The sequence below is a fragment of the Streptomyces sp. NRRL WC-3618 genome (genome assembly GCF_001280005.1).
GTDB lineage: Bacteria > Actinomycetota > Actinomycetes > Streptomycetales > Streptomycetaceae > Streptomyces.
Genome location: NZ_LGDW01000118.1, coordinates 58,983 through 74,588, shown reverse-complemented (window position 1 = coordinate 74,588; position 15,606 = coordinate 58,983). Strand labels below are relative to the sequence as shown.

At 70.4% G+C, this 15,606-nt stretch carries 14 protein-coding genes and 1 pseudogene; 8 read left to right on the top strand and 7 right to left on the bottom strand.

Annotation, left to right across the window (positions count from 1 at the left end):
- Positions 1–49: 49 nt before the first annotated feature.
- Both ADL01_RS14195 and ADL01_RS14190 read right to left on the bottom strand, forming a co-directional pair.
- Entirely contained in the window at positions 50–781 is a 732-nt protein-coding gene (locus ADL01_RS14195) for an ArsR/SmtB family transcription factor (RefSeq protein WP_053742335.1), read from the bottom strand.
- Between the two features lie 91 nt (positions 782–872).
- Entirely contained in the window at positions 873–1,529 is a 657-nt protein-coding gene (locus ADL01_RS14190) for a TetR/AcrR family transcriptional regulator (protein ID WP_053742334.1), read from the bottom strand.
- 66 nt (positions 1,530–1,595) lie between these two features.
- Between ADL01_RS14190 and ADL01_RS14185 the strand changes: the two genes are divergently transcribed.
- The 3 genes from ADL01_RS14185 (at position 1,596) to ADL01_RS14175 (ending at position 3,845) form a co-directional block, all read left to right on the top strand.
- Complete coding sequence (locus ADL01_RS14185; protein ID WP_053742333.1) at positions 1,596–2,747, top strand: acyl-CoA dehydrogenase family protein; 1,152 nt, start codon at positions 1,596–1,598, stop codon at positions 2,745–2,747.
- Positions 2,748–2,806: 59 nt separating this feature from the next.
- A complete protein-coding gene (locus ADL01_RS14180; RefSeq protein ID WP_053742332.1) occupies positions 2,807–3,094 on the top strand; it encodes a YiaA/YiaB family inner membrane protein in 288 nt (95 codons plus the stop codon).
- A 97-nt stretch (positions 3,095–3,191) separates the two neighbouring features.
- On the top strand, positions 3,192–3,845 hold the full coding sequence (locus ADL01_RS14175) for a TetR/AcrR family transcriptional regulator (RefSeq protein ID WP_053742331.1): 654 nt from the start codon (positions 3,192–3,194) through the stop codon (positions 3,843–3,845).
- Here the strand turns inward: ADL01_RS14175 and ADL01_RS14170 are convergent.
- Entirely contained in the window at positions 3,836–4,297 is a 462-nt protein-coding gene (locus tag ADL01_RS14170) for a MaoC family dehydratase (RefSeq protein ID WP_053742330.1), read from the bottom strand. The genes ADL01_RS14175 and ADL01_RS14170 overlap by 10 nt on opposite strands.
- Positions 4,298–4,454: 157 nt before the next feature.
- Here ADL01_RS14170 and soxR point away from each other — a divergent pair, with 157 nt between their 5' ends.
- Positions 4,455–4,979, top strand: coding sequence for a redox-sensitive transcriptional activator SoxR (gene soxR, locus ADL01_RS14165; RefSeq protein WP_053742329.1), 525 nt, complete (start codon positions 4,455–4,457; stop codon positions 4,977–4,979).
- Between the two features lie 34 nt (positions 4,980–5,013).
- Here soxR and ADL01_RS14160 read toward each other — a convergent pair whose 3' ends face one another.
- Together ADL01_RS14160 and ADL01_RS14155 are read right to left on the bottom strand one after the other, a co-directional pair.
- Positions 5,014–5,733: a 3-keto-5-aminohexanoate cleavage protein gene (locus ADL01_RS14160; protein WP_053742328.1), complete on the bottom strand. Its 720-nt coding sequence runs from the start codon at positions 5,731–5,733 to the stop codon at positions 5,014–5,016.
- Positions 5,734–5,823: 90 nt separating this feature from the next.
- Complete coding sequence (locus ADL01_RS14155) at positions 5,824–6,429, bottom strand: hypothetical protein (RefSeq protein WP_053742327.1); 606 nt, start codon at positions 6,427–6,429, stop codon at positions 5,824–5,826.
- A 416-nt stretch (positions 6,430–6,845) separates the two neighbouring features.
- Between ADL01_RS14155 and ADL01_RS14150 the strand changes: the two genes are divergently transcribed.
- Complete coding sequence (locus ADL01_RS14150) at positions 6,846–9,650, top strand: penicillin acylase family protein (protein ID WP_053742326.1); 2,805 nt, start codon at positions 6,846–6,848, stop codon at positions 9,648–9,650.
- 94 nt (positions 9,651–9,744) lie between these two features.
- Here the strand turns inward: ADL01_RS14150 and ADL01_RS14145 are convergent.
- Positions 9,745–10,546 (bottom strand): annotated as a pseudogene (locus ADL01_RS14145) (exo-beta-N-acetylmuramidase NamZ domain-containing protein); the annotation flags it as partial.
- A gap of 637 nt (positions 10,547–11,183) precedes the next feature.
- On the opposite strand from ADL01_RS14145, the gene ADL01_RS14140 reads away from it, so the two are divergent.
- Genes ADL01_RS14140 through ADL01_RS14130 form a run of 3 tightly spaced genes read left to right on the top strand, consistent with a single transcriptional unit; the run spans position 11,184 to position 14,270 of the window.
- The gene (locus ADL01_RS14140; protein ID WP_053742428.1) at positions 11,184–11,948 is read left to right on the top strand and encodes an SDR family oxidoreductase; all 765 of its coding nucleotides are present in this window, start codon (positions 11,184–11,186) and stop codon (positions 11,946–11,948) included.
- Positions 11,945–13,636 carry a class I adenylate-forming enzyme family protein gene (locus ADL01_RS14135; protein ID WP_053742325.1) on the top strand — a complete coding sequence of 564 codons (1,692 nt, stop codon included), beginning with the start codon at positions 11,945–11,947 and terminating at the stop codon, positions 13,634–13,636. The genes ADL01_RS14140 and ADL01_RS14135 overlap by 4 nt, the downstream gene beginning before the upstream one ends.
- 40 nt (positions 13,637–13,676) lie before the next feature.
- Positions 13,677–14,270, top strand: coding sequence for a TetR/AcrR family transcriptional regulator (locus ADL01_RS14130; RefSeq protein WP_053742324.1), 594 nt, complete (start codon positions 13,677–13,679; stop codon positions 14,268–14,270).
- A 121-nt stretch (positions 14,271–14,391) separates the two neighbouring features.
- On the opposite strand, the gene ADL01_RS14125 is transcribed toward ADL01_RS14130, so the two are convergent.
- A complete protein-coding gene (locus tag ADL01_RS14125) occupies positions 14,392–15,606 on the bottom strand; it encodes an acyl-CoA dehydrogenase family protein (protein WP_053742323.1) in 1,215 nt (404 codons plus the stop codon).

Here is a 15,606-nt window from a genome sequence, read left to right as displayed (position 1 = left end):
AAGAGCGGGCAGGGCTCGCGATTTTCGGACGTGACGGCTGTACTGCGGCTCAGCGCAACGCCGTCGCCTCGATGCCGAGGAGCTCGGTGAACGCGCGTTCCCCTTCCGGGGTGACCCTGACCGCCCGTTCCGAGCCGACGCGTACGCACCAGCGCGCGTCCAGGGCGTGCCGGCACAGGGCCGCGCCCGCGGTGCCCGCGAGGTGGGGGCGGCGTTCGGTCCAGTCGAGACAGGCGCGGGTGAGGGGGCGGCGGCCGGTGCGGTCGAGGTCGATGCCCGAGGCGGCGAACCAGCGCAGCCCGGCGTCGGTGAGCGCGAAGCCCGTGTCCTGGCGGAGCAGCCCCTGCCCGGTCAGGGCGTCGGTGACGGCGATGCCGAGCCGTCCGGCGAGGTGGTCGTAGCAGGTACGGCCGCGCGCCATCGCGGACCCGGCGCCGGACTCCCGCAGCGTGCGCGGGCGCGGGGCCACGACAGGCCCGGCCTGGGCGGCCAGGTCCTCGACGAGCTGGGCCACGCCGGCGTCGGCCAGCCGCACGTAACGATGCCGGCCCTGCCTCTCCTCGGCGAGCAGCCCACCGGCCACGAGCTTGCCCAGGTGCTCGCTGGTCGTCGACGCGGCGACCCCGGCGTGCCGCGCCAGCTCCCCGGCGGTCCACGCCCGCCCGTCCAGCAGCGCCAGCAGAAACCCGGCCCGGGTCTCGTCCGCCAGCAGCCCGGCCAGCGCCGCGAGACCGGACGCGCGGCCCGGTGTCCGCGCGTTCCTCGCGTCCCTCGTCGTCATGGGCCCAGCATGGGGGACGGACACTTCGGCGCCCACCGAAGTGTGCGCGACGGGATCACGCTCAGGTCCGCTCAGGTTCGTTCAAGTCCCCTCAGGTCCGCTCGGGTCGCCGCAGTTGCTCGTACTGCTGGGTCAGCCCGTCCAGCAGTGCCGTCAGGCCGGTCTCGAAGGCCCGCTCGTCGATCTTCTCCTGCTGTTCGGACAGGAGGTGGGCCTGCCCGAGGTGGGGATAGTCGGCCGGGTCGTACGCGCTCTCGTCGTCCACGAAGCCCCCGGCGAAGGAGCCGAGCGCGGAGCCCATGACGAAGTACCGCATCAGCGCGCCGATCGACGTGGCCTGCGCGGGCGGCCAGCCCGCCTCGACCATGCGGCCGTAGACGGCGTCGGCGACGCGCAGGCCCGCCGGACGGCGCCCGGGTCCCCGGGCGAGGACCGGGACGATGTTCGGGTGGTCACGCAGGGCGGCCCGGTAGGACATGGCCCAGTCGCGCAGCGCGGTACGCCAGTCGCGGGCCCCCTCGCCCCGTTCGAACATCGACAGGTCGACCTGCGCGCTCACCGAGTCCGCGACCGCTTCCAGGAGCTGGTCCTTCGTCCGGAAGTGGTTGTAGAGGGACGGCCCGCTGACCCCCAGTTCGGCGGCGAGCCTGCGCGTCGACAGGGCGGCGAGTCCTTCCGCGTCCACCAGCGCCCGCGCCGTCTCGACGATCAGGCCGGTGCTGAGGAGGGGCTTGCGCGGTCGGGCCATGGCGCACATAGTAGGGCTGCGACTGTAAACTAGCAGTGCTAATTTAATGGTGAGGTGGAGCTCGTCATGAACCTGGAGCTGAGCGAGGAGCAGACGGCCGTCCAGCGGCTCGCCCGGGACTTCGTCGACCGCGAGATCACGCCGAACGTCGTCGCCTGGGACCGTGCCGAGGACGTCGGCCGGTCGATCGTGAAGAAGCTCGGCGAGGTCGGCTTCCTGGGGCTGACCGTCGACGAGGAGTACGGCGGCTCGGGCGGCGACCACCTCACGTACTGCCTGGTCACCGAGGAACTCGGCCGTGGCGACTCCTCCGTGCGCGGAATCGTTTCCGTGTCCCTGGGGCTGGTGGCCAAGACCGTCGCGCACTGGGGGAGCGAGGAGCAGAAACGCCGCTGGCTGCCCGGGCTCACCTCCGGCGCGTACGTCGGCTGCTTCGGTCTGACCGAGCCGGGCACCGGCTCCGACGCGGGCAACCTCTCCACCCGGGCGGTGCGTGACGGCGACGAGTACGTGGTCAACGGCACCAAGATGTTCATCACCAACGGCACCTGGGCCGACGTGGTCCTGCTCTTCGCCCGCTCCACCGACGCCCCCGGCCACAAGGGCGTCTCCGCCTTCCTCGTACCGACGGACACTCCCGGACTGACCCGCCGCGCCCTCCACGGCAAGCTCGGTCTGCGCGGTCAGGCCACCGCCGAACTCGTCTTCGAGGACGTGCGGGTGCCCGCCTCGGCGATGCTGGCCCCCGAGGGCAAGGGCTTCTCCGTGGCCATGTCGGCGCTCGCGAAAGGGCGGATGTCGGTCGCCGCCGGGTGCGTCGGGATAGCCCAGGCCGCCCTGGACGCGGCCGTCCGGTACGCGGGCGAGCGTGAGCAGTTCGGCGGGCCGATCGCGCGGCACCAGCTGGTGCAGGAGCTGATCAGTGACATCGCCGTGGACGTCGACGCGGCGAGGCTGCTGACCTGGCGGGTCGCCGACCTGATCGACCGGGGCCTGCCTTTCGCCACCGAGTCCTCCAAGGCCAAGCTCTTCGCCTCCGAGGCCGCCGTCCGCGCCGCGAACAACGCCCTCCAGGTCTTCGGCGGCTACGGCTACATCGACGAGTACCCGGCGGGCAAGCTTCTGCGCGACGCCCGCGTGATGACCCTCTACGAGGGCACGAGCCAGATCCAGAAACTGCTGATCGGCCGCGCGCTGACGGGTGTGTCGGCGTTCTGAGTACGTTTCTGAGTACGTTGACGGATGTGGCGCGGGCCACGCCCGCAGACGATGTCCCCATGAGTGAGAGACCCGTCCAGCAGCAGAGCACGGCAGCCTTCTACGGCCAGGCCGTCGCGTCCTTCGGTATCGCCATGGGGGCGACGGCCATCGGTATCTTCCGGCTGAACGCCGACGCCTGGGTGCGCGGCTTCCTCGGAATCGCCGTCCTCTATCTGGTGACCTCCGCCTTCACCCTGGCCAAGGTCATCCGTGACCGTCAGGAGGCCGGCCAGATCGTCAGCCGGGTCGACCAGGCCCGGCTGGACAAGCTGCTCGCCGAACACGACCCCTTCGAGAACCGCTGATCCCCTGATCCCGAGGCCCCTGAACGGGTGCGCTAAGCGCCCGCTCACCCACGGCGGTACAGTGGGGGTCACTGTCGGTGGAAGGGGCGAACGGGCGATGAGTGCGGCGGCGGAGGAGACGACCGGCGGCGGCGAGGCGGCGCCGTGGGGTGAGGTGACCCCTGACGCGGCCCGGCGGCTGCTCGTGGCCGCGGTGGAGGCCTTCGCCGAGCGCGGCTATCACGCGACGACGACCCGTGACATCGCGGGCCGCGCGGGCATGAGCCCGGCCGCGCTCTACATCCACTACAAGACCAAGGAAGAGCTGCTCCATCGGATCAGCAGGATCGGCCACGAGAAGGCCGTCGACATCCTGCGCACGGCGGCACGAACCGAGGGCACCGCGACCGAGCGGCTGGCCGAGGCCGTCAGCTCCTTCGTCCGCTGGCACGCGGGGGGACGCACCACCGCACGGGTCGTGCAGTACGAACTCGACTCCCTCGGCCCCGACGCCCGCGCCGAGATCCTCGCGCTGCGCCGCCAGTGCGACGCCGAGGTACGCGGGATCCTCGAGGACGGGATGGAGACGGGGGAGTTCGAGGTGGCCGACGTACCGGGCACGACGCTCGCCGTGCTGTCGCTCTGCGTCGACGTGGCCCGCTGGTTCAACGTCAAAGGTCCGCGTACGCCGGACGAGGTCGGCGCGCTCTACGCCGACCTCGTGCTGCGGATGGTGGGGCCGGGCAGCTCGCGCTCAGCGGCTCACAGGTAGTACCGCGACACCGACTCGGCGACACACACCGGCTTCTCGCCGCCCTCGCGCTCCACGCTGAAGCCGACGGTGACCTGGACGCCCCCGGGGACATCGTCGACGCCCTTGATCGTGGCGGTCGCGCGCAGCCGGGAGCCGACCGGGACGGGCGCGGGGAAACGCACCTTGTTCGTCCCGTAGTTGACGCCCATCCTCACGCCCTCGACCTTGATCAGCTGCGGCCCGAACAGGGGCAGCAGCGACAGGGTGAGGTAGCCGTGCGCGATGGTGGTCCCGAAGGGGCCGGCCGCGGCCTTCTCCGGGTCGACGTGGATCCACTGGTGGTCGCCGGTGGCGTCCGCGAAGAGGTCGACGCGCTTCTGGTCGACCTCCAGCCACTCGGTGTACCCCAACTGCTCGCCGACCGCCGCCTTCAGGTCGTCCGCGCCCGTGAAGATCCTCGGCTCTGCCATGTCCCGGCCTCCTCGCCCCTGCGTCATCGCCCATGTCGTCGCACATGTGTCAGCGACCATGTGTCATCGCATGTACCTAAGCAACTGCTTAGCATGGTGGGCGGCGGACTCCATGTCAACGGACTGCGGTCCGAGCCGGGTGGGTAGGGTTCGAGGGGTGCCCCAGATTTCCGAGAAGATCCACGAACTCACGGTCGGCCAGCTCGCCGCCCGAAGCGGCGCCGCCGTCTCCGCCCTGCACTTCTACGAGTCCAAGGGCCTCATCGTCAGCCGCCGCACCTCGGGCAACCAGCGCCGCTACACCCGGGACGCGCTGCGCCGGGTCGCGTTCGTCCGGGCCGCGCAGCGCGTCGGCATCCCGCTCGCCACGATCCGTGAAGCGCTCGCCGAGCTCCCCGAGGAACGCACCCCCACCCGGGAGGACTGGGCCCGCCTCTCCGAGCACTGGCGCTCCGAACTCGACGAGCGCATCAAGCAGTTGAACCGGCTCCGGGACCATCTCACCGACTGCATCGGCTGCGGCTGCCTGTCCTTGGAGGGCTGTGTCCTGTCCAACCCGGACGACGTGTTCGGTGAACGCCAGGCGGGATCCCGCCTGATGGTGGAGAGGAAGGGCGACGCCGGCCCGGCTGCCCGCACTCCGTCTCCGTCCAGCACTTGCGTGCCGGGTACGCCGGACTGACGCCCCGGGGGCTGGTCGCGCCCACGCGGCCACATCATGCGCGCGCCTGCTCCGCCAGCCCTGCCCTCACCAACTCGGCGTTCGACGAGGCCCGTTCACCGTCCGGCAGGTACAGGGTGTCCTCCAGGCCGATCCGGGTCCCCAGGCCCAGTCGGCTCGCGAGACGGAGTACCGGCCAGGCGCCGCCGTCCTCGCCGTGCAGGAGGACCGGGCGTCCGTGGGACGACGTGCCCAGGTCGGTGAGAAGGGCGAGCGCGCTCGCCTCGGCCGTGGCCGGGTCGGTGTCCGTCACCTCCGCCAGGACGCGCGGCACCCTGGGGGCGAGGGGGGAGGCCGCGAACCGGGCGGCCCCGTCCGTGCCGGACCAGATGCCGGCCTCGACGCCCACCCCGAAGTCGATGAGGAGGGCCGCCAGTTCCTCGGCGCCCGGCTCATGCCAGTTGACGGAGGCGTGGTCGGGCAGCACGGTCCAGCCCCGGACCTGCTCGAGCCGCAGCGCCGGATCCGACTCCGCCCAGGCGCCTGTGGTCACGCCGACCGGCACGGTGACCCGCGCCCGTATCTCCGTCAGCGTCGCCGCGACCGCGCGCGGCGACAGAGTGTCCTGTCCGCAGGGGGACTTGGGATGGACATGAATGTCGGTCGCCCCGGCCAGGACGGCATCGGCGGCGGAGTCGGCCATCGCTCCCGGCGACATCGGTACCGACGCGCCGTCCGCAGCGCCCCGGGGCCCGTTGAGACACACCTGCATCATGCCCCGATGGTGCCAGCCACCACTGACAACAGGCGTCTGTCGGCCGGTTTCGGTAGGGGGTGCGGCATCCCCGGCGCACCCCCGTCGTGCTCAGGCCGACGCGAGCAGCAGTCGGCCGCGCCTTGATTCCGCCAGTGCCTCGGGGGTCAGTACGGGCCGCGGCACCACTATGCCGCACTCCGTGCAGACGGGACCCGACGACGGCTCATGGGCCAGGTCGTACTTCCAGGTGAGGAGCTCCCCGTCGCACACCGGGCACACCGAGCCCGGTTCGCGTTCCAGGGCGGCGATCAGCCGTCGCAGCACCTCGGCCAGCGGTTCATGGGGGTGCACCCCCGGGTCGTCGCACCAGGCCACCCCGAACCCACCCCAGGTCAGCCGATGCCAGTCGTCCACGCTTCCGGGCCGGCGCAGCCCGTCGAACTTCTCCTTCTTGCGGCGCTTCGCGAACTCCACCTCGTAGCCCAGCCAGACCGAACGCGCTTCCTCCAGCTCGTCCAGTGCGGCCACGAGCCGCGCTGGATCGGGAGAGCGGTCCTCCGGTCCGAACCCGGCCCGCGAGCACAGGTGGTCCCAGGTTGCCCTGTGCCCGTAAGGGGCGAACCTCTCAAGGCACTTACGGAGCGAGTACCGCCGCAGTGCCAGATCGCACCGCGGGTCCCGCACCTGTCTCGCCAGACTCCGGAAACCGGCCATCGCCTTGCACCTCCGTCACATCTGCACCTGTACTTCGGTCACTTCGGCGTCGTCGAACGGACGTCGCCGAATAGACGTATCGACAAGCGATTCGGCTCCATCTGTTTTCCGATGACGGCCATCAGCCGCTCGCCGGGCCCCGTTGGGACCGACGTGCACGGCTCTAAGCCGTCCGCCGGACCACCCTTCACGACTACCTCCCGCACCTGTCGGTCTTCTGTGCCACACCTGTTGGGCACGGCGCCGGACAGCGTGTGCTTCCAGCGCCTCGAAGTGCCCCCGCACTCCCACCAACGCAATCCCGGTACCACGTTGTTCAAAAGTGACGCATGTTCATCTTCAATCTCGGGGCTACCGGCGGTAACCTCTGGCCACTCCATTCGGAGTCGCCCACCCCCCGGTCCGGAGGAGCTGCCATGTCACGGCGCACCCCAGGCAACACCGTCGATAGAACCTTCGACAGACTGAGAACTCCCCGCGGAGTCTTCGGGTTCCTGAAGACGGCCGCTGTATGCACACTCGTTGCGGGTCTTTTGTCGCCGCTTTCCCCGATCTCGCCGGCGACCGAGGCGCGCGCCGCCGCATCCAACGACTACTGCGGAGCCCAGTGTTCCGACATCCTGCCGCCCGGTCAGAGCGGCAACGCGACCCTCGCCCAGGTCCTGCTGAACCAGGCCTTCGGCGTACAGCCCGAGCACGCTGACGACCAGCTCGCGCCCTACGCCAACCTGGCCACGGGCCACCCCGGCCTCACCAACGCGACGATCAACAACTTCTTCAACGACGCCTCGTTCGGGGTCGCTTCCGACCAGGTCGCCTCCACCCTCGCGCCGGCCGGCCGCAACGACGTGACGATCGTCCGTGACAAGAAGACGGGTGTGCCGCACATCACAGGCACCACCCGTTACGGCACCGAGTTCGGCGCCGGGTACGCCGCCGCGCAGGACCGCCTCTGGCTGATGGACGTCTTCCGGCACGTCGGGCGCGGTCAGCTGACGCCCTTCGCCGGCGGCGACCCCTCCAACCAGGGCCTCGAGCAGGAGTTCTGGCGCCACGCCCCGTACACCGAGGCCGACCTCCAGGCCCAGATAGACAACGCGGTCGCCACCAACGGTGCCCGGGGCCAGCAGGCCCTCGCCGACGTCAACGCCTATGTCGCCGGGATCAACGCCTACATCGACGCCTCCGACAGCGGCCGTTACTTCCCCGGTGAGTACGTCCTCACCGGCTGGAAGGACTCCATCACCAACGCGGGCACCATCCAGAAGTTCAAGACCACGGACCTGGTCGCGCTGGCCTCCGTGATCGGCGCGCTCTTCGGCTCCGGCGGCGGCGGTGAGGTCAACAACGCGATCTCGCTGATGGCGGCCCAGTCCAAGTACGGCGTCACCGAGGGCACCAAGGCGTGGGAGGCCTTCCGCGAGCGCAACGACCCCGAGGCCGTCCTCACCGTCCACAACGGCGAGAGCTTCCCCTACGCGAGCGCGCCCGCCGACCCGCAGGGCGAGGCCCTGCCCGACGCCGGCACGGTCGCCGAGGAACCGCTGGTGTACGACCGCACGGGCAGCGCCGGCACCGCGACCGCGACCCGCACCTCCAGCAAGGCGACGGCCACCGCCCTCACGTCGGCCAAGCGCGGAATGTCCAACGCCCTGGTGGTGAGCGGCTCCAAGACCGCCAGCGGCCACCCGATCGCGGTCTTCGGCCCGCAGACCGGCTACTTCGCGCCCCAGCTGCTCATGCTCCAGGAGATCCAGGGCCCGGGCATCAGCGCGCGCGGCGCCTCCTTCGCGGGGCTGAGCATGTACGTCGAACTCGGGCGCGGCCAGGACTACGCGTGGAGCGCGACGACCTCCGGGCAGGACATCATCGACTCGTACGCGGTCGAGCTGTGCCAGGACGACGTCCATTACCTCTACCACGGCACCTGCACCGCCATGGAGAAGCTCGAACAGACCAACGCCTGGAAGCCCACCACGGCCGACGCCACGGCCGCCGGCTCCTATCGGATGCAGGTCTACCGCACCAAGTACGGCCCGGTGAGCCACCGGGCGACGGTCGGCGGGAAGAAGATCGCCTACACCACCCTGCGTTCCTCCTACATGCACGAGGCCGACTCGATCATCGGCTTCCAGATGCTCAACGACCCGGACTACGTGAAGAGCCCGGCGACCTTCCAGTCCGCCGTGCAGCACATCAACTACACCTTCAACTGGTTCTACGCCGACTCCACCCACACCGCGTACTACAACAGCGGTGACAACCCGGTGCGTGCGAACGGCGTCGACGCCGAGTTCCCGGTCTGGGCGCAGTCCGCGTACGAGTGGCGGAACTGGAACCCGACGACCAACACGGCCGACTACACGCCGCCCTCCGCCCACCCCAACTCGATCGACCAGGAGTACTACATCTCCTGGAACAACAAGCAGGCCAAGGACTACTCCACCGCCTCCTGGGGCGACGGTTCCGTCCACCGGGGCAACCTCCTGGAGGACCGGGTCAAGAAGCTCGTCGCGGCGGGCGGAGTGACACGGGCGCAGCTGGTGAAGGCGATGGCCGACGCCGCGCTCATCGATCTGCGGGCCGAGGACGTCCTGCCGAAGCTGCTGCGGGTCGTCAACAGCTCGACGGTCACCGACTCCACGGCCGCCGCGGCCGTCAGCAAGCTGTCCGCGTGGCTGGCGGCGGGCGCCAAGCGCACGGAGACAGCGGCGGGTTCGAAGAAGTACGCCGACGCCGACGCGATCCGCATCCTCGACGCCTGGTGGCCACTGCTGGTGCAGGCCGAGTTCCAGCCGGGCCTCGGCACCGACCTCTACACCGCCATCACCGCCAACCTCCCCATCGACGAGGCACCCTCGGCCGCACACGGCCCGACCGGGTCGCACGCGGGAAGTTCCTTCCAGTACGGCTGGTGGAGCTACGTCGACAAGGACATCCGGGCGGTTCTCGGTGACCAGGTGCAGGGCGGGCTGACGCAGAAGTACTGCGGCGGCGGCACGCTCAGCGGCTGCCGGGACATCCTGATCAGCACCCTGAAGACCGCGGCGGGCAAGACGGCCGCCCAGGTCTACCCCGGCGACAAGCTCTGCGCGGCGGGCAACCAGTGGTGCGCCGACTCGATCGTCCAGCGCACCCTGGGAGGCATCAAGCACAACAACATCAGCTGGCAGAACCGCCCGACCTACCAGCAGGTCGTCGAGTTCACGTCACACCGGTAACCACCGGCGCACCCTGGCGGCGGGCCACCGCACACGGCCCGCCGCCGGCACCGTCCGGGCCGGTTCCGGGGGGCTACGTACGTCTACGTCATGCTCACCGGTAGACGAGGTACTTCTTCCGCATCCGCCGGAACGCCGCCAGCTCCTCCTGCCAGCCCGCCACGACCTCGTCGGTGTCCGCGCCCGCGTCGATCATCGTGCGCACCCGCGTGGATCCGGTCAGCTTGTCGATCCAGTTGTCGGGGCGCCAACTGAAGCCGCTCCAGACCTTCTTGGCGGTCACCAACAACGCGATTCCAGTACGCACCGGGTCGTAGGCCGCCCGATCACGCACATGGATCTGCACGCCCCCGACGGTCTTCCCCTGGAACTTGGAGAAGGTCGGCGCGAAGTACGCCTCCCTGAAGTGCACCCCGGGCAGCCCGACCCGCTCCGCCGCGGCGGCCCACCGCCGGTCGATGCCCTCGGCGCCGAGCAGCTCGAACGGCCGGGTCGTCCCGCGTCCCTCCGACAGGTTCGTCCCCTCGAAGAGACACGTCCCCGAATACACCAGCGCGGTGTCGGGCGTCGGCATGTTGGGGCTCGGCGGCACCCAGGGCAGCCCCGACGCGTCGTAGAACTCCGACCGCTTCCACCCCGACATCAGTACGGTGTGCAGCTCCACCGGCGCGGCCAGGAACTCCTTGTTGAACAGCCGCGCCAGCTCCGCCACCGTCATCCCGTGCGCCTGGGCGATCGGCTGCCGTCCGACGAACGTCGCGAATTCCTTGTGCAGCACGGGTCCTTGGGATGAACACCCGGTCACCGGGTTCGGCAGGGCAGGCCCCGTGAAGGGCTTGCCCGGCCAAGGCCACGGACTTCATGAACCCGTACAGCGTCCAGATGTACGTTTGGAGCTCTCTCCCGTATGGAAGCGGCAGACTCTCTCCTGGATTACTCCGGCGAGTTGGACGGCACTTGTGTCCGTCTGACGACTGCCCTCCCGGCAACCGGAGCGGGTCCGTGACCCACTCAACATGCCCCAGCGGTTTGGTTGTTGCCGCCAAGTGAACCGTACTTTAGCAGCGTGCTGGTCGTTCTGATCCGTTTATCCGGAACAGGCCCATTCGGGCTGGCGGGCGGCGCCTTCCGTCGGGTTGGTGACGAGGCCGCCCTTTTTGCCGGTGAGGGGGGCGTAGTTCTTCGCGGCGAGGTTCTCGAATCCGGTGCGGAGCTGTTTTGGGCGGTGTTGGTGCTGCGGCCGCGCATGCCGGCAGGGAGGCGACTGCCGCGGTTGTTGTCAGGAGGCCGCGTCTGGACAGGGGAGGGGCATGGGGGTTCCCTCCGGGGGATCGGCGGCTGGTACTGGCACCGTAGGCGCTCCCGCCTGTAGTTCGTAGGGTGCGGGTTCGTCGTGGCTTGTCGCGCCCCGCGGCGGAGCCGCAGATCGATACAGCCCCGCGCCCCTGGGTCGGCTGCGGTCACCCTTTCCTGCTACATACCGACCGGTTAGTCTGGTCGGACGTTGGGGCCGTGTCGTGTCGAAGGAGACCGATCGTGGGTGTCGTGGAAGGTGCCGGAGTCGTCGTCACGGGAGCCGGGGGTGGCATTGGCGCCGCGCTCGCCCGGCGGTTCGCCGCCGAAGGGGCCCGGGTTGTGGTGAACGACCTGGATGCCGCGCGGGCCGAAGCCGTCGCCCGCGAGATAGGCGGGATCGCGGTGCCCGGGGACGCCTCCGCCATCGTCGCCGACGCGCGCGACGCCCTCGGTGGCACCGTGGACGTCTACTGTGCCAACGCCGGGCTCGCCTCGGGCGGGTCCGAGGCGGCCGACGAGAAGGTCTGGGCGCTCGCCTGGGACGTGAACGTGATGGCGCACGTCAGGGCGGCCCAGGAACTGCTGCCGGAGTGGCTGGAGCGGGGCAGCGGGCGATTCGTGTCCACCGTGTCCGCCGCCGGGCTGCTCACCATGATCGGCGCGGCGCCCTACAGCGTGACCAAGCACGGCGCCTACGCCTTCGCGGAGTGGCTGTCACTGACGTACCGCCACCGCGGGCTCAAGGTGCACGCCATCTGCCCGCAGGGCGTACGCACGGACATGCTGGCCGGGACCGGCAGCGTGGGCGACCTGGTGCTCGCGCCGACCGCGATCGAGCCCGAGGCGGTCGTCCAGGCGCTGTTCGATGGGATCGAGGAGGACCGCTTCCTGATCCTGCCGCACCCCGAGGTCGCCGACTACTATCAGGCGCGGGCCGCCGCCCCCGACCGCTGGCTGACCAGCATGAACCACCTCCAGCAGAAGTGGGAGGCCACCCGATGACCGACCCCGACCCCACCCCGGACTCCGGCTCCCGGTACGCCGCGCAGCCCTGGCTGGACCTCCTCGACGACGCCCAGCGCGGGCCCGTCAGCCCGGACGACTCACTCGTCCACGCGCTGCGCCGGACCGCCGCCGAGGTCCCGGACCGCACCTTCCTCGCCTACTTCGACGGGCGGCTCAGCCACCGTGAGGTCGACGAGCTGAGCGACTCCGTCGCCGGGTACCTGGTCACCCGGGGGCTGGAGCGCGGCGACCGGGTCGCCGTCCTCCTCCAGAACTCCCCGCTCTTCGTCCTCGCCGTGCTGGGGGCCTGGAAGGCGGGCGCGACCGTCGTCCCCGTCAACCCGATGTACAAGTCGGGGGAGGTCACGCACGTCCTGCGGGACGGTGAGGTGGCCGCGCTGATCTGCTCCGACCGGGCCTGGGAGTCGTACCTGAGGGAGACGGCCGCGGACTCCCCGGTGCGGATCGTGCTCACCGGGTGCGAGCTGGACTTCCAGACGCGCGGCGACGCGCGCGTGCTCGCGTTCGAGCGGCTGCCGGAGGCCCCGGACGCCGAGGACCTGACCGCCGTCGCCCGGTACGGGCACCAGGCCCCCGACGGGCGCGCTCCCCGCCCCGGCGACATCGCCCTGATCAGCTACACCTCCGGCACCAGCGGCGCCCCCAAGGGGGCCACCAACACGCACGCGAACATCATGTACAACGCGGAGCGGCAGCGGACCGGTCTGCCGCTGCCCGAGGCGCCCGTCTACTTCGCGTTGGCGCCCCTGTTCCACATCACCGGCATGGTGTGCCAGCTCGGCGCGAGCCTGGCCGGTGCCGGCACCCTCGTCCTCGCCTACCGCTTCGAGCCCGGGGCGGTCCTGGACGCGTTCGCCGAGCACCGCCCGCACTACACGGTCGGCCCGTCGACGGCCTTCATGGCCCTGGCCGCGCACCCGGACGCCACCCCCGACCACTTCTCCTCCTTCCGGCACATCTCCTCCGGCGGCGCCCCGCTGCCGCCCGCCCTCGTGGAGAGGTTCCGCGCCGGCTTCGGCCCGTACATCCGCAACGGCTACGGCCTCACCGAGTGCACCGCCCCCTGCGCCTCCGTACCGCCCGCCCGGGAGGCCCCCGTCGACCCGGCCTCCGGCACCCTCGCCGTGGGCGTGCCGGGCCCCGACACCGTCGTACGCGTCGTCGACGAACAGGGCGCCGAGGTTCCCTTCGGGGAACAGGGCGAGATCCTCGTCCGGGGACCGCAGGTCGTCCCCGGCTACTGGCGGCTCCCGGAGGCCACCGCGGAGACCTTCCCGGACGGGGAGCTGCGCACCGGTGACATCGGGTTCATGGACGCCGAGGGATGGCTGTACGTCGTCGACCGCAAGAAGGACATGATCAACGCGTCCGGCTTCAAGGTGTGGCCGCGCGAGGTCGAGGACGTCCTGTACACCCATCCGGCGGTACGCGAGGCAGCCGTCGTCGGGGTACCCGACAAGTATCGCGGGGAGACCGTGAAGGCGTACATCAGCCTGCGCCCGGGCGCCGAGGGGGACCCGGACGCGCTTGCCGCGTACTGCAAGGAGAGACTGGCCGCATACAAGTACCCGCGGCAGGTGGAGATCCTGCCCGACCTGCCGAAGACGGCGACGGGAAAGATCCTCCGTCGGGAACTGCGTACCCGGTCCGGGGACTCTCAGTAGGCAACTCTCGGTGCAACGTATGGGAAGGCTGGTGGCGGTAGTGCCCAGGACGACGGACGGCGACGGTACGCCCGTCCCGCAGCGGCTGCTGGCCGCCGCCACCCGGCTCTTCGCGGATCAGGGGTACGACCGTACGTCAGTCCAGGAGATCGTCGAGGCGGCCGGGGTCACCAAGGGGGCGCTGTACCACTACTTCGGGTCCAAGGACGATCTGCTGCACGAGGTGTACGCGCGCGTGCTGCGTGTTCAGCAGGAGCGGCTGGACGCGTTCGCGAACGCGGACGCGCCGGTGGAGGAGCGGTTGCGGCGGGCCGCGGCGGATGTCGTGGTCACGACGATCGAGAACCTCGACGACGCGATGATCTTCTTCCGTTCGATGCATCATCTGAGCCCGGAGAAGAACAAGCAGGTGCGGGCGGAGAGACGCCGGTACCACGAGCGGTTCCGGGCGCTGATCGAGGAGGGGCAGGAGACGGGGGTGTTCTCCCGGGCGACCTCGGCGGACCTGGTGGTCGACTACCACTTCGGCTCCATCCACCACCTGTCGACGTGGTACCGCCCGGAGGGCCCCCTGAGCCCGACGGAGGTCGCGGAGCAGCTGGCGGACCTGCTGCTACGCGCTCTGCGCCCGTAGGGGTCCTCGTCCTCAAACGCCGGATGGGCCGGGTATTTCAGCCCCTCCGGCGTTTGAGGAGCGGGGTCTGGGGCGGAGCCCCAGAAGGACGGGACGGGTAGGGGCGGCGGGGGCGAAAGAACTACACGTACCGCTTCAGCTCACGCCGGGCCAGCGACCGCTGATGGACCTCGTCCGGTCCGTCCGCCAGCTTCAGCGTCCTCGCACTCGCCCACAGCTCCGCCAGCGGGAAGTCCTGGCTCACCCCACCCGCCCCGTGCAGCTGAATCGCCTTGTCGATGATGTCCACCACCGCACGTGGCGTAGCGATCTTGATCGCCTGGATCTCCGCGTGCGCCCCCTTGTTGCCCACCGTGTCCATCATCCACGCCGTCTTCAGCACCAGCAGCCGCAGCTGTTCCACCGTGACCCGCGCGTCCGCGATCCAGTTGTGGACCACGCCCTGCTGGGCCAGCGCCTTGCCGAAGGCCGTGCGGGAGACGGCCCGGCGGCACATCAGCTCGATGGCCCGCTCCGCCATCCCGATCAGCCGCATGCAGTGGTGGATCCGGCCGGGGCCGAGCCGGGCCTGCGCGATGGCGAAGCCGCTGCCCTCCTCGCCGATCAGGTTCGCCGCGGGCACCCGTGCCTCGTCGAAGACCACCTCGGCGTGGCCGCCGTGGGAGTGGTCCTCGTAGCCGAACACCTGCATCGCCCGCTTGACGGTGACCCCGGGGGTGTCCCGGGGGACCAGGATCATCGACTGCTGGCGGCGGATGTCGGCGCCGTCGGGGTCGGTCTTGCCCATCACGATGAAGATCTTGCAGTGGGGGTTCATCGCCCCGGAGATGTACCACTTGCGGCCTGTGATGACGTAGTTGTCGTCGTCCCGCCGGATCCGCGTCTCGATGTTCGTCGCGTCGGACGAGGCGACCTCCGGCTCGGTCATCGCGAACGCCGAGCGGATCTCACCGGCCAGCAACGGCTCCAGCCACTGCTTCTTCTGCTGCTCGTCGCCGAACTGCGCCAGCACCTCCATGTTGCCGGTGTCCGGTGCCGCGCAGTTCAGCGCGGTCGGCGCCAGCTGCGGGGAGCGGCCGGTGATCTCGGCGAGGGGGGCGTACTGGAGGTTGGTGAGGCCGGCGCCGTGGTGGGCGTCGGGCAGGAAGAGGTTCCACAGGCCCTGGCTGCGGGCCTCGGCCTTCAGCTCCTCGACCACGGCCGGGGTGTCCCACGGCGAGGCCAGCGCGGCCCGCTGTTCCTCGGCGACGGCCTCCGCCGGATAGACGTACTCGTCCATGAAGGCGAGAAGCTTGGCGCGCAGTTCCTCGGTGCGCGCGTCGAACGCGAAGTCCAT

Coding starts and splice junctions, on each gene's coding strand:
- ADL01_RS14190 (WP_053742334.1), bottom strand. CDS start 1,529: ATGGCCCGACCGCGCAAGCCCCTCCTCAGCACCGGCCTGATCGTCGAG.
- ADL01_RS14135 (WP_053742325.1), top strand. CDS start 11,945: ATGACCGACCCCGACCCCACCCCGGACTCCGGCTCCCGGTACGCCGCG.
- ADL01_RS14185 (WP_053742333.1), top strand. CDS start 1,596: ATGAACCTGGAGCTGAGCGAGGAGCAGACGGCCGTCCAGCGGCTCGCC.
- ADL01_RS14155 (WP_053742327.1), bottom strand. CDS start 6,429: ATGGCCGGTTTCCGGAGTCTGGCGAGACAGGTGCGGGACCCGCGGTGC.
- ADL01_RS14180 (WP_053742332.1), top strand. CDS start 2,807: ATGAGTGAGAGACCCGTCCAGCAGCAGAGCACGGCAGCCTTCTACGGC.
- ADL01_RS14170 (WP_053742330.1), bottom strand. CDS start 4,297: ATGGCAGAGCCGAGGATCTTCACGGGCGCGGACGACCTGAAGGCGGCG.
- ADL01_RS14125 (WP_053742323.1), bottom strand. CDS start 15,606: ATGGACTTCGCGTTCGACGCGCGCACCGAGGAACTGCGCGCCAAGCTT.
- ADL01_RS14175 (WP_053742331.1), top strand. CDS start 3,192: ATGAGTGCGGCGGCGGAGGAGACGACCGGCGGCGGCGAGGCGGCGCCG.
- ADL01_RS14195 (WP_053742335.1), bottom strand. CDS start 781: ATGACGACGAGGGACGCGAGGAACGCGCGGACACCGGGCCGCGCGTCC.
- ADL01_RS14160 (WP_053742328.1), bottom strand. CDS start 5,733: ATGATGCAGGTGTGTCTCAACGGGCCCCGGGGCGCTGCGGACGGCGCG.
- ADL01_RS14150 (WP_053742326.1), top strand. CDS start 6,846: ATGTCACGGCGCACCCCAGGCAACACCGTCGATAGAACCTTCGACAGA.